Below are 13,701 nucleotides of genomic sequence, written 5' to 3' on the forward strand. Positions count from 1 at the left end.
TATAAAACAACGAATTATGGCAAAAAAACTTTTTTGTTATCTGCTCATAGCTGTTGTAATCAGTGCTTGTTCTACAAATCCGTATAAAAACACGGAAAAGGCATACGATCAACAGTTAAAAAATTTAGAAAACCAGATTACAAGTAAAGAAGCAAAAGCAATTCCAGCGGTTTCACCTGTTGTTATTGACACTTCTTACGCACAACAGCTGGGAATTATAAAAGACACTTTATCAAAAACAGGTTCTACTTATTTAGTAAACGGAATCAATACTGAATGGATTGGCACGGTTAATTTTAATTTAAGAAAACCTAGTTTCGTTATTATTCATCATACTGCTCAAGATTCAATTCAGCAGACGATAAATACTTTCACAAAAACTAAAACTCAAGTTAGTGCACACTACGTTATTTCTGAAAATGGAAAAGTAGTGCAGATGCTTAATGACTATCTTAGAGCATGGCATGCTGGAAATTCTACTTGGGGAAAAACAACAGATTTAAACTCCTGCTCTATCGGAATTGAGTTAGACAACAATGGTTTTAAACCTTTTACTGAAGCACAAATTAGCAGTTTAGTTGCTCTATTAACTAAATTGAAAAAGGATTATAACATTCCAACTCAAAACTTTATAGGTCATGCCGATATTGCTCCGGGAAGAAAACAAGATCCAAGTGCATTGTTTCCTTGGAAAACTTTAGCCGAAAAAGGATTTGGAATCTGGCCTGACGAAGTTTTAGAACCAGCTCCTTTTGATTTTAAAATTGAGCCGGCACTTAGAATTATTGGTTATAATACCAAAAATTTAACCGCAGCAATTCAAGCTTTTAAACTGCATTATATTCAAACTGATATCACCTCAGTTTTAGATAGAAAAACAATCGACACTATTTATTCGATTTATAAAAAACAGGTTCAATAAACCTCATCAAATTAAACTAAAAAGCGTTTCTAAAATTAATAGAAACGCTTTTTTTATTTCTCCGACAATATTAATATTCCTAAGAACTATTTATTTCTTTTTAGGAAAATACATTTATCTCGTTGGTTAAACATCTGTACATAATATGTAAATCCTATCGAATTCTATTGTATTAATAAAACATTCCTAAGGAACGAAGATCTCTTTTAAACAATAGACCCGACAGGTTTTAAAAGCCTGTCGCGTTTATTACGTTTTCAACTTGAAACATGAAACTTGAAACTTGAAACTTGAAACTTTAAACCTCAACTAAATAAAAAAGCTGCCAAAACATTAATATGTTTCGACAGCTCCAAAAAAAAAAAAAAATATCAATCTTTATCTCTTAGAAAGAGTATGTTGTAGCAATTAAAGCAAAGAAGCTTCCTCCTGTTGGTAACGCATCTTTATCTAAAAATATATCTTCAGAAGCTGCATCGTATCTTAGCTCAGGAATGATCGTTAACTTTCCAACTTTGTAGTTTAAAGAAACTGTATTAGCAAACACACTAGATCCTGACAAAGTTCCTAAACTTGGAGCTGCATCTTTAGCATCAAAATATTCCAGTCTGTAAGCTAAAAGCAATGATGGGCTAAAAGAATAATTAGCATATCCTACTAATGAAAACCATTCTCCATCTAGAGTACTGTCAAAATCATTAGTTGTTTTAGCATAAGTTGCATTTAATCCAAGTGCAAAACTATCACTAAGTGTTTTAGACGCAGTCAAATCAAATTGCGTTTTATTCTCGTCTGAAACTGGAATTACACTTCCTGGTATCGGGTTAGTACTTCCTGTTGTAAAATTCAAATAAGCACTTCCTGTATCACCAATATATCCTACTTGTCCAATGAACGTTTTTTGATAAGATCCCGCATCCATAGCTGATTTAAAATCAGTTGGATTTGTTAATCCTAACATAGCTGTAAATTTACCAGATGTATATTGTGCTTTAACCCCTGTGTTAAAAAATGGCCCATAAGAGAAAGCATAAGACATACTGTAGTTTTTATTATCTACGGCATCCAAAACTTCATAACCGATATGAGTTCCGAAGCTACCTGCTACTACTTTAAATTCATCTGTTAGATTGTATGTAAAGTATAATTGTTTAATTAAAAATTTTGCACTTGCATCTTTGTCTGGTGTTTCGTTATATGAAAATTCTGCTGCTCTTTTTCCGAAACCTAAGTCTACAAATACAGAAGCTTTCCCGAAAGTATGACTTGCTTCTATCGAAGCCATTCCTAACTCGAATGAATTTTGTGAGTTGGTAAAGCTCGTTAATCCATTCATCTGTTTTGAAAAATCATATTTATAGTACGCATCTGCAGAGCCTCCCCATGTGGTTGCTGGAGAAGCGGCAGCTTCATCTTCTTGGGCAAAGGCAAAAGAACTTGTTAACATCGCGGCTAAAATGTGAAATGCTTTTTTCATGTTTTAAATTGGTTTTTAGTTATTAATTGATTCTGGTTAGTTAATCGTTTATATATCTATTTAATAGTATAAGTCATTTCTAAAACCTTTCATGCGCCCTTCAAATCATCATCATTTTCATTAGCGAATTTATTAACTTTTGTATCATCAGAATAATTCAAAACTGCTTTTTTGACGTTTTAGGCGAAGAATTATGGATTACAAAAATTAAATCAACAATAATCATTATTTCATATTTATCGATATTTGTTTTTGAAAATTCAACAACGTATTTTTAGCTATTTACACAAAATAAAACAAGGTAAAAGTAAAAATTACTACAAAAATTCCAGTCAAAATAACCAAAAAACACTTTTTAAAAATACAACCCCTATAAAAAATAGGGGTATGACTAAAAAATAAAAATAAAACACAAAACAAACAAGATGAAAAAACCAAAAGCTTAGTACTACATTCGCAATAAAAAATTCCTACAAAAAATACTCTACAGAAAAAGCAATTTTACATTAAATCCTACTATTTTTTTAAACACAAAAACATGATAAAAACAAAAAAAAGCCCGTTCATTTAATTTGAACGGGCTTTCCAGAAAATGATCTAACTACACCTATTATTCTTTATTATACTTTCTTAAATATTCACGAACCTTAATTCCTGATTCTTTTAAATCTTCATCTTTCCATTTGCCTTCTGAGCTAGCTGATTTTTTTAAAATAGAACACGTTTCGTCTTTATCGGACACTGACCATGTAATCCAGCTTAACTTTTTAGACTCCATCCAATCTATATATTCTTGCCAGGCTTTTATATTAAGAGGACCATCACCTGATGCTTCCATTCCTGCCGATTCTGAAATAAATACTGGCAATCCACTTTTGATTGCCAAATCTGTTCTATCTCTTAACTCTTTGCCATGAGTCGCCGCATAAAAATGCATGGTATACATTATATTAGTATAATCTCTTATAGGATCTTCTGCTGCAAGATCAATATCTTGGTCCCAGTGCGGACATCCTACCAAAATAATATTATTCGGATCGTTTTCTCTTATTACTCTAATAACTTCTTCTGCGTAGTTTTTTACTTCCCACCAAGTTTCGTGATCTGGCTCATTTAATACTTCATATATAATATTGGGATACTTGGCGTACTTTTTAGACATCTCCTCAAAAAAGGCTTTAGCTTCTTTTAAATTTATATTATGGCTGTGCCAATCTATAATTACATAAATATCTGACTTTATAGCCCCTTTGATTACAGCCTCAATTTTTTCTTTAGAAAACTGCGGATCATTTATATAGGAGTAATCTCCAAGTTCGATTCCCATTGCGGCACGAACTACATTACAATTAAAGTCTTTTTTCAACCAACTTACTGCCTTTTCATTATAAAATCTCGGCCACATGCTATGCCATCCAAAACTTAGTCCGCGGAGCACGATGGGATTATTATTTTTATCCACAAGCTGCGTTCCTAGAACACTTAACTGACCATGTTGTTTTACAAATTGCGCCTTTGAAACGTTCACAATCATTAAAAGAAAAAAAGTAGCATACCAAAACTTTGATTTCATAACATATTTATTAAGGGATTAATTTTAAGGTAACAACGTCATGAGAAGCGATTTCTGAGCTAAAAGCTTTTTTAGTGTTTCCAACTTCTTTATTCTTCCAAAGGTCCTTTATTTTAAAGATTGTTTTGCTAAAATCTGCTTCATATCCAAAATCAGCATCTTTTATATTGTTTTTCTTCCAATCTAAATTGACCTTTTTCGAAGTTTCGGTTCTATTTATAAAACTAACTGCCCAAGCTCCATCAGAAAGTGGTTTTACCCATACTTCTACTCCGTCTAAGATAGCATATTTAAAGCCTTGAATTCCAAGCTTATCTTGATTTACAGCCAATAATTCTTTATTAGTTAAAATAGCCAGAGTCTCTTTAGACATTTTTCTGTAATCATTTCCAGTAAACAAAGGCGATGACAACATACACCACATTGCAAAATGCGATTTATCTTCGGTATCATTCATCTCGTTTCCAACTTCCATCATGTCAAAATCATTCCAATGATCTGGTCCTGAATATTTACGAATATCCTTTCTCATATCAGCAATTTTCATAAATCCCCAAGATGACCAATTTTCTGGATGTTTAAATTCACAGTCAAAACAAGGATAAATATCTCCCGAAATTCTCCAAAGATTCCCAACAGGTTTTCCCCATTCCCAAGGCTGATTATCTCCCCATTCGCAAAGACTAAAAACGATTGGTCTTCCTGCTGTTTTTAATGCATTACTCATTGTAGTATAAGCCTCTTTTGCTGTGATTCCTTCTGTATTACACCAGTCATATTTTAAGAAATCTATTCCGAGTTTTGCATAAAATCTTGCATCCTGATATTCGTAACCGCGTGTTCCTGGATAACCTGCACAGGTTTTTGTTCCTGCACAATTGTATAATCCGAATTTTAGGCCTTTACTGTGCACATAATCGATAACTGCTTTCATTCCGCTTGGAAATTTTTCAGGATCTGGCACTAAATCACCATTTGCATCGCGTTCGTGTGTCATCCAGCCATCGTCTAAAACAATATAATTGTAACCTGCAGCTGCCAAACCAGAAGAAACCATAATATCTGCCGTTTCTTTTACTAATTTCTCATCAATATTAGTTGCGAAAGTATTCCATGAATTCCAACCCATTGGTGGTGTCATTGCAAGTCCTTCAAATTTTCCGGCTTGCTGTTTATGCGTATTTCCTTGACCAAAACAAAAAGCAGTAAGACTTAAGGCGAATAATAAAGCTATTTTTTTCATCTTTTTTAATTTAATATACTTTAAAAAAATGTTCCCTAATCTTTCAATAAGGGAACATTTTCAGACTAACTCAAACAAATTATTTTTTTATAAAAATCCTAGGTCATCGATATAAATAATACTAGATGGAGTAATTGTGCCTCCAGAAAATTCTTGAATAAATACACTGTCAAAGTTTCCTCCAGGTATAAGATCTGGATGCAAATCTGAGATAGGAATTGAAATATTATTCCACTGTCCTGGTATTAAAGTTACCGTAGTACCTTTACTAGAATCACCTGTATCACTATTTATAGTCACCATAATTTTAGTACTCTCAGTAGGGAAAATAGACATTTTAACAAATTGATAATCGGCAGTATTCAGAGCTAAATCAGAATGCATGAAAAGTCCACTCCAAGACTCAGCAACTTTTTTAATTGCATGAGTTCCTCTGCTTACATTTTCTGTGCTTTCCCAGGTGATATCGCCTCCCCAGCCCCAGCCCCATCCTTTCAATGAGTCTTCGTATAGTAAATATTTAAGACCTATACTGCTTGCTGCAGATACTCCAAATTCAGTCTCTACTACAATAAGAGCATACGAATCAAAATCAGCTGGAACAGTTGCTTTTATTTCTGTTTTAGATACTGCTGTAAATGTAGCTTCAGTAGATCCGAATTTTACACTTTTAACTTTCACAAAATTCTGACCTGTAATTGTAATAACATCTCCTGCAGAAGCCAATACTTGCGATAAGCTCGTGATTACTGGAGCTGGCGGAGTTAACTCAATTACATTGCTTAAAACATTTACAAAACCATTTGTTGCGTAATAGTCTAGTCCTGGCGCTTCTTTATCAGATCCGTTTACTTTTAAAACACCATTAGTTACATTGATGCTTAATAAGTATAAATCGGGATTTACTGCATTTGCCATTGTAGCATAATCGCCTGTTGTTAAATAATCAGCTTCAACGCCTTCAAGTTGACCTACTCTTTTCTTAACACCTTTAACAACATGACTTAAAACAAGTTGCTTTAAATCATCTACAGGAACCAAATTAATATCTGGATATCCTAAATCATTTACATAACCATTATCTACCAAGTAAGTAGAAAAAGTCGCATCATTAGGAACAAAATAGGTATAATCGTCAGCTGTATTTAATGTCGATTCTAAGCCAGCTAATTCTATTGCTTTTACAAACGTAGTTAAATTACTATTTGCCAGAAGCAATCCGTATGCTGTGTTATAATTTTGCTGTGCTCCTCCTATATCTGGAATATCATTATCGCAAGAAGAAGCCGCGACAACCAAAAAGACACATACAGCAATATGTTTTACTTTATTATATATATTTTTCATAAATTCTCTTTTAGTTTTTAATTATGGATCTCATTAGGGATAAACCTTTCTTATCCGTCACAATTATTTTAACACCAATCCAATATCATCGATAAATAAATTGTTTCCTCCAAAACCTCCAGTTTCCTGAAAAGTCACTTCTGTTAACTCAGTCGGACTTCCAACACTTGAAATCGGAATCTCTAAATAAGTCCAGCTTGTTCCGAATTTAAGTGCATAAGTAGCTCCATAATTACCATTGATAATTGCTGATATCGAACCTGCTTTCTGCCCTTTAATATTGATGCGGATCGCTTTATATTTAGAAAGATCTACTTTAGATTTATCAATACCAATGTATAAACCATCCCAATCTGGTCCAGAAGTCCAGTTGATACATTTTGTACCTTGCGATGAGTCTTTATCATAAGCAATATCATAATGATTAGTTGCTGGTCTCCAAAGTCCATTGTAACTCATTAAACTAGTGTAAGCATCGTCGTAAATCGCAGAACCTAAAGACTGACCTGCAACAGTTGTACCCGATACGTTAGTTATCGATAAGCTTTTATATTGAATATTATTCGGCACCTGCACTTTAATCTCTGTCAATGTAGACGATATCGGTTCAACAGCAGTTTCACCAAAATTTACCACAGGATGTAAAAAGTATTCTCCAGTAATCGTAATTATGTCTCCAGGATTTGGGTTAATTGGAAATCCTGTAATATTAGGACTTGGAGGTCTGATAGCCACTTTATAGTTCAAAGTTCCAATATTAGTAACGATTTTCATTTCGTCCATTTCGTTGTAATATGGCGTTTTTTGATCCACTAACACAACGATTGCATTATCTGTTACCATTGTTGGATTAAAATAAGATTCCATTCCATTAAACGAAATTGATTTTAACGTAGCAAAACCAGATCCTCTAATGATATAATAATTTCCTGCGTTAATAATATCTGTAGCAACATCAACTTGTCTATCTCCTTCAACCAAAGGATCGTCAATAACAGATCTACTAATTCCTGTTACCGCAAGCTTGCCAGCAGAATCTCCCGAGTCATCTGAACAAGAAGCGAACAGCAAAATTGAAATCGAAGCTAAAAAATACAACTTCAATAACATTCTATTTTTTATATTTTTCATAGTGATTTACTTTTAAAAAATTAGTTAAAATTGTAAGGAACCGGTGCCTCTTTCAACTTTGGATTTTTTCTAACTTCGATATCTGGTTTTGGGTAAGTAAAATCAGTTGGAGTTGGTGTATAATGCATTACTCCCTGAGAATCAAAACCTCTATCTTGCTGAGAAATGATATTGATTGCCTCTTGACGCGGAAGTCTTCCTAAATCAAACCAAAATTCTCCTTCAAAAGCAAATTCAACTCTACGCTCATGAAATAAAGCCGCTTTTGTTAAAGGCACATTTGTTCCTAAAGCTCCAAGACCTGCTCTAAGTCTAACTTTATTATAAGATTCTTTTGCTGCAGCATTTGTAGTTTCATCAGCTCCTGCCATAATTGCTTCTGCGTGAATCAACAAAAGATCTGCATAACGCATAATGTAGTTACAATTATTCATACCACCCCATGAATCAGCTGGTCCAGTTTCACTAGTCGCTTGACCCACAACATATTTCTTAACCGCTGCGCCAGTATTAGCCAATACATCTCCGTATTTGGCTTTATCCATAACAAACCCCACTTCTCCGTCAGCTTTCATATTAGGATAAGAATCTCCGTAAATCATAAAAGACTCTTTTCTTCTTAAGTCTCCAATTTCAAAAGCATCCTGAACATCATTACTTGGCACATAAGTAGCACCGTATGAAGCATTATCATTTAAAATATCCAAACCATATTGAATATTCGAGAAATTTCCTCCTCCATACGTATTAATAGCACCAGACCATTGCCAAGAATAAATAGATTCTTCGTTATTGTTTTTGCTTGTCAAAAATAAATCTGCAAAATTTGGCAACAATCCAAACTCACCAGAATTAATCACTTTTTCAGCCATTGTCTTAGAATCTGAATATTTTTTCTCATACAGATAAACTTTAGCTAAAAATGCTTCAGCAGAACCTTGAGTTACAAAAATATTATCACCACTAGCAGATCTAGATCTAATTTTTGATTTTAAATTTGCTGCCGCGAATTTTAAATCGTTTTCAATAAATGTATAAACGTCTTCAATTCTATTTGTATTCACTAAAGGATCTTTTGCTAAAGCTAAATTATCCTCAATAATAGGCACAGGCCCATATAAACGAACTAGATAGAAATAAGCGATCGCTCTAAAGAAATGTGCCTCTGCAATAGTATTTTTAATTACAGCACTGCTCACATTAGCAGTAGCATTACTTTCAATATTATTAATTAAATTATTCGATTGTGCTACAATAGCAAAACAAGCTCTCCACGGATCAAGCAAAATCGGACTATCAGAAGTCAATTTAAACTGAATCAATTCCGGTCCATCTGCATATGCTAAACAGTTTCCTGATGATAACTCAGACAAAGCATAGAAATTTTTAGTATAATAAGGAGCCCACATCGCGCCATACATACCATAGGTAGTTCTAGCTACTTGTTCGTCACTATTATAAAACTGGTCACTGCTGTAACTATCTTCAGATGGGCGATCCAAGAAATCTTCGCTGCAAGAAGTAGTTGCCAAACCTAGTGTTAAGAATAAAACTAAGGTCTTTATATTGATATATTTTTTCATAAGAGTAGTAATTAAAATTCTAAATTCAATCCAAAAGTGAAACTACGATTGGTTGGGTAACGGCCAGAATCAATTCCTGATAATAATGCATCTTGGTTATATGACCCAACCTCTGGATCATAACCAGTATATTTAGTAAATGTGTAAAGATTTTGGATACCTAAGTAAAATCTTAATTTACTAATGTTCGCTTTTGAAATAACATCAGAAGGCAAGTTATACCCTAAAGTTACTTGTTGAATTCTTAAGTAAGATCCGTCCTCTACATAGCGGTCAGAGATTGCGATATTTGGATGTCCGTCTGCACCGTCAGGTCTTGGATATTTTGCATCAACATTATCTGGCGTCCAAAAATCTGCAGCTTCTGCCAATTGATTTTCATACAAACGTTGGTTTTTAGTACCAGCACGTCTCGTTAAGTTCATTACTTTATTACCATATGACCCTTGTAAAAAGACTCCCAAGTCAACATTTTTGTATTTAAAAGTATTATTGAAACCATAAGTAAACTTCGGCGCAGGATTACCTATATAAGTTAAATCCTTGTCATCAATTAAACCATCTTTATTTTGATCCACATACTCAACATCTCCTAATTGACTTTTCACAGCTTTATTTCCTGTGTAAGGAATAGGTGCATTTGCTAATTGTTCATTAGTTCTGATAATTCCAACTGCCTGATATCCGTAAAATTGACCTACAGGCTGACCTACAACAGTTTTAGTTACCGCTTTAGTAGTGTAGTCATTAAGCATTACATCTTTTGTCAAATCAAAATTATCTTGTAAGCTCAACAGTTTATTTTTATTTGTAGAGAAAATCACTTTTGAATTCCAAGTAAAATCTTTTCCAAATTTATTATTGTAATCTAAAGTCATCTCAAAACCTTGGTTTCTTAAGCTTCCTAAATTTACATTAGGCGCTCCTAAACCTCCTTGGTAAGCATCTGTACCTGTAACATAATAAGGTAATGGCAGAACAAATAAGAACCCTTCTGACTCTTTTCTGTACACGTCAAATGTTGCTTGAAGTTTTGAATTGAAAAGTGTAAAATCTAAACCGAAGTTAGTTTGCTTAGAAGTTTCCCAAGTTAAGCCAGGATTTGCAATGTTATTAACAGTAAAGAAATTCCCTAGTGCCGATTTTATTGCGCGAACTGTACTCATATAACCTGCACCTCCAACATTTTGGTTTCCAGTTTCACCATAACCTCCTCTAAATTTGATATTATCGATATACTGTTTAGTCCCTTCCATAAACTTTTCGTTTGAAAGTTTCCAATAACCTGAAAATGATGGGAAGTAACCCCATTTTTCGCCAGGCCCAAAATTAGAACTTCCATCAGCTCTCATTGTCACCTGCAAACCATATCGATTATTGTAATCGTAATTGAAAGTTCCAAAGAAAGAGTATAAAGCAGAGCTTCCTTTATATTCTGAAGCTACAAGAGTATCAGGATCTCCTAAACTAATAGAATGAATATCATTACTTAACAAACCAGAAACTGATTGTGAATTTCCATTCCAATGACTATCATTAGCTTCTTGACCAACCAAGACATTAAAATGATGATCACCAAAATCCGTTTTATAAGTTAAAACGTTTTTAATATTCAGACCATACCAATTGTTAGCTCTCTCTGTCAGCATATTAGTTTCTCTAACCGCCGCACCCCATTTGTATGTAGGCTGAAACGCTTCAAAACTATCAATATTCGTAGAACCTCCAAAATCAAATCGATAATCAAGACCTTTTGCTAATCTAAAACTGGCATAAAAATTTCCTAAGAAATTCTTTTTAATCAATTTGTTAGTATTCATCAAAGCCGAAGCAACTGGATTAATCCAAACTCCGATTGATCCGTCCTCTGGTGGACCAGCATAATTTCCACTTGTATCTTTTACTGCAACATCTGGAGTAGATAAAATAGAAGTACTAATAATACCATTACTTGCTCCATTAATTGTAATATCTTCATTTGTGATCCCTGTTCCAATAGAAACTCCAACAGTTAGCCAATCTTTTATTTTGGCATCTACATTAGTCTTAAAATTATATCTCTTAAAACCTGAACCAATAACAATACCCTCTTGATTTACATAACCACCAGAAATGTAGTAATTGATACCTTCTTTCCCACCTGAAAATGAAATCTGATGATTCGTCATTACAGCTGTCTTATAAATCTCATCTTGCCAGTTTGTCCCTTTACCCAAAACAGACGGAACCGCAAACTCATCTCTCGGCGCTACACCATAAACAGCCGCTAACGCATTTTGCTGTGTTGCATATTGGCTCAAAGTCATTGTATCCAGTAAACGAGTTACATTCTGAACAGATAAAAACGAATCAAAAGAAATTTTCCCTGTACCTTTTTTTCCTCTTTTTGTAGTAATAATTACAACTCCATTCGAGGCTCTAGAACCATAGATTGCAGTTGCAGAAGCATCTTTCAAAATATCCATTGTTTCGATATCATTTGGATTTAAAAACGCTATTGGACTAGATGCTACGTTTCCTGTATTTGCGCCTAAATAACCTGTTACAATAGAACCTCCTGTATTAGTATTAGAAGCATCTCCAGAAATTGGAATACCATCTACAATATACAACGGCTCATTAGTTCCAGATATAGAAGTCGTTCCACGTATTTTTACAGAGACACTACCTCCAGGCTGACCAGAGTTATTCGTAACCGAAACCCCCGCGGCACGTCCTTGCAGTAATTGATCGACAGATACTTGTGGAGAATCTGCAATATCTTTGGCGCCAACTGTAGAAACAGCTCCCATCAAATCTTTTTTCTTCACACTTCTATATCCAACGTTAACTAGTACCTCACGTAAATCTTCAGCACTCAATTTCAGAACAACGTTGATTGTTCCTCCGTTTTTAACATTGATTGTTTGGGCAACATAGCCAATAAATGAAACCGAAATAGTAGAATTTGCGGGTGCTTCAATGGAATATTTTCCATCAAAATCTGTAGAAGCAGTCTTTTTTGAACCTGCAACCACTATGTTTGCTCCTGGTATAGACAGTCCTTTCTCATCAGAAACTGTCCCCGAAACCTTCACCTGAGCCATAATAAAATTACTGCTCAGCAACAAAAATAATATCAAAGGAACGGCTCTGTGGTTAGCCTTCCAATGAATGAAGCTAGTCATTAGTTTTTTCATAATAAATGTTTGGTTAGTTTAAATTTGTTTTATTGCATAATCCAAAAGTAAATTGTCAGGGGTAATTTTTACTTTCAAATTATTTAACAAATCTATAACAGAGAGGATTATCAAATCGATAATATTATATCATTTAATGATAATATTTTTACTTTAAGCGCTTAAAAAAACATATATGAAAATAAAATCATATAAAAATTAAATTATTCGCAAAGACAATACTCAAAAAGAACCTAAACAATGAATAAAAAACAATGAAATCTCAAAAAGCAAACGTTTTCGTTAAAAATAATATTTATCAGTGATAAAAAAGTATCACTATAAAATGCGCTTCAAACCAGAAAATTCTTCGCGATATTGGCTCGGTGTGCAGTTTTTTGTCGCTTTAAAACTACGATTGAAGTTTGCTATGTTATTAAAACCAGATTTAAAAGCAACTTCAGAAACACTCATGTCTTTTTCAACCAGCCAGCGTGCCGCATAACCAATTCGAATATCATTTATATAATTGACAAAAGTCTTTCCTGTACGTTTTTTAATAAATCGGTTAAAAGAAATAATCGACATACTCGCCACATTTGCAACATCTTCTAATGTAATTTTTTCAGCAAAATGTTTTTGCACATATTCATAAACCAATTTCATTTTATCATAATCATCAAACGTATCATAATCTACCGTATAAGTAGAAAGTAAGCGCTGATTTCTAGAATTTGCTAAATCATATAATAAAGAAGTGATTTCCAAAAAATAATCCATGCCGTCTAGTTTTGAAAGCCTAACAAGTCTTGGCATCAATTCTTCAGCAGTTTTTTTTGAGAATAAAATTCCGTGAATAGATCTGTTAAACATATCTCGAATCGGATTCATAATACGTCTTGACAATAAAGATTCATGAAATAAATCATTATGAAACTGAATTGTTATTTCGTGTATCTTTTTACTCGTACATTTATTTAATTCCCAGCCGTGATATAAATTCGGGCCAATCAAAACCAATTCGACATTATCAATTTCTTCAATATTATCTCCCACAACCCTCTTCACTCCTTTTCCATTTTGAATAAAATTGATCTCAAATTCCGGATGATAATGAACTGGAAAATCAAAACTGTCTTTTACTCTATCGAAAACCAAAAAGCTGTCGCCCGCAGCAAGCGGAGCAATTTCTCTATAAAAATTTTTTGCAGTACCCATCTTAAAAACTATTTTCAGGAAAACAATACGTTTGTTTTTTGACTGCAAT

Annotated in this window: 9 protein-coding genes; 1 reads left to right on the forward strand and 8 read right to left on the reverse strand. The window is 33.6% G+C overall.

Annotated features, from left to right (window positions below):
* Window positions 1-16: 16 nt before the first annotated feature.
* Window positions 17-922: an N-acetylmuramoyl-L-alanine amidase gene (locus V6624_RS23080; RefSeq protein ID WP_111289012.1), complete on the forward strand. Its 906-nt coding sequence runs from the start codon at window positions 17-19 to the stop codon at window positions 920-922.
* A gap of 385 nt (window positions 923-1,307) precedes the next feature.
* On the opposite strand, the gene V6624_RS23085 is transcribed toward V6624_RS23080, so the two are convergent.
* The 8 genes from V6624_RS23085 to V6624_RS23120 form a co-directional block, all read right to left on the reverse strand.
* Window positions 1,308-2,399: an outer membrane beta-barrel protein gene (locus V6624_RS23085; protein WP_111289014.1), complete on the reverse strand. Its 1,092-nt coding sequence runs from the start codon at window positions 2,397-2,399 to the stop codon at window positions 1,308-1,310.
* A 610-nt stretch (window positions 2,400-3,009) separates the two neighbouring features.
* Window positions 3,010-3,972 carry a glycoside hydrolase family 5 protein gene (locus V6624_RS23090; protein ID WP_111289016.1) on the reverse strand — a complete coding sequence of 321 codons (963 nt, stop codon included), beginning with the start codon at window positions 3,970-3,972 and terminating at the stop codon, window positions 3,010-3,012.
* A gap of 10 nt (window positions 3,973-3,982) precedes the next feature.
* Window positions 3,983-5,215, reverse strand: a complete 1,233-nt coding sequence (locus tag V6624_RS23095; RefSeq protein ID WP_111289018.1) for a glycoside hydrolase family 27 protein — start codon at window positions 5,213-5,215, stop codon at window positions 3,983-3,985.
* A gap of 87 nt (window positions 5,216-5,302) precedes the next feature.
* Window positions 5,303-6,562: a fasciclin domain-containing protein gene (locus tag V6624_RS23100; protein ID WP_111289020.1), complete on the reverse strand. Its 1,260-nt coding sequence runs from the start codon at window positions 6,560-6,562 to the stop codon at window positions 5,303-5,305.
* A 63-nt stretch (window positions 6,563-6,625) separates the two neighbouring features.
* On the reverse strand, window positions 6,626-7,693 hold the full coding sequence (locus V6624_RS23105) for an IPT/TIG domain-containing protein (protein WP_111289022.1): 1,068 nt from the start codon (window positions 7,691-7,693) through the stop codon (window positions 6,626-6,628).
* A 20-nt stretch (window positions 7,694-7,713) separates the two neighbouring features.
* Window positions 7,714-9,276: a RagB/SusD family nutrient uptake outer membrane protein gene (locus V6624_RS23110; protein ID WP_111289024.1), complete on the reverse strand. Its 1,563-nt coding sequence runs from the start codon at window positions 9,274-9,276 to the stop codon at window positions 7,714-7,716.
* 11 nt (window positions 9,277-9,287) lie between these two features.
* Window positions 9,288-12,455 carry a SusC/RagA family TonB-linked outer membrane protein gene (locus tag V6624_RS23115; protein WP_111289026.1) on the reverse strand — a complete coding sequence of 1,056 codons (3,168 nt, stop codon included), beginning with the start codon at window positions 12,453-12,455 and terminating at the stop codon, window positions 9,288-9,290.
* Between the two features lie 318 nt (window positions 12,456-12,773).
* On the reverse strand, window positions 12,774-13,652 hold the full coding sequence (locus V6624_RS23120; RefSeq protein WP_111289028.1) for an AraC family transcriptional regulator: 879 nt from the start codon (window positions 13,650-13,652) through the stop codon (window positions 12,774-12,776).
* Between the last annotated feature and the right edge of the window lie 49 nt (window positions 13,653-13,701).

Origin of the sequence: Flavobacterium ginsenosidimutans (assembly GCF_037478105.1) — a bacterium.
Taxonomy (GTDB): Bacteria; Bacteroidota; Bacteroidia; order Flavobacteriales; family Flavobacteriaceae; genus Flavobacterium; species Flavobacterium ginsenosidimutans.

What these genes read in the sequence shown, in the direction of transcription:
- V6624_RS23080 (WP_111289012.1), top strand. Translation starts at nt 17, where the DNA reads ATGGCAAAAAAACTTTTTTGTTATCTGCTCATAGCTGTTGTAATCAGT.
- V6624_RS23085 (WP_111289014.1), bottom strand. Translation starts at nt 2,399, where the DNA reads ATGAAAAAAGCATTTCACATTTTAGCCGCGATGTTAACAAGTTCTTTT.
- V6624_RS23090 (WP_111289016.1), bottom strand. Translation starts at nt 3,972, where the DNA reads ATGAAATCAAAGTTTTGGTATGCTACTTTTTTTCTTTTAATGATTGTG.
- V6624_RS23095 (WP_111289018.1), bottom strand. Translation starts at nt 5,215, where the DNA reads ATGAAAAAAATAGCTTTATTATTCGCCTTAAGTCTTACTGCTTTTTGT.
- V6624_RS23100 (WP_111289020.1), bottom strand. Translation starts at nt 6,562, where the DNA reads ATGAAAAATATATATAATAAAGTAAAACATATTGCTGTATGTGTCTTT.
- V6624_RS23105 (WP_111289022.1), bottom strand. Translation starts at nt 7,693, where the DNA reads ATGAAAAATATAAAAAATAGAATGTTATTGAAGTTGTATTTTTTAGCT.
- V6624_RS23110 (WP_111289024.1), bottom strand. Translation starts at nt 9,276, where the DNA reads ATGAAAAAATATATCAATATAAAGACCTTAGTTTTATTCTTAACACTA.
- V6624_RS23115 (WP_111289026.1), bottom strand. Translation starts at nt 12,455, where the DNA reads ATGAAAAAACTAATGACTAGCTTCATTCATTGGAAGGCTAACCACAGA.
- V6624_RS23120 (WP_111289028.1), bottom strand. Translation starts at nt 13,652, where the DNA reads ATGGGTACTGCAAAAAATTTTTATAGAGAAATTGCTCCGCTTGCTGCG.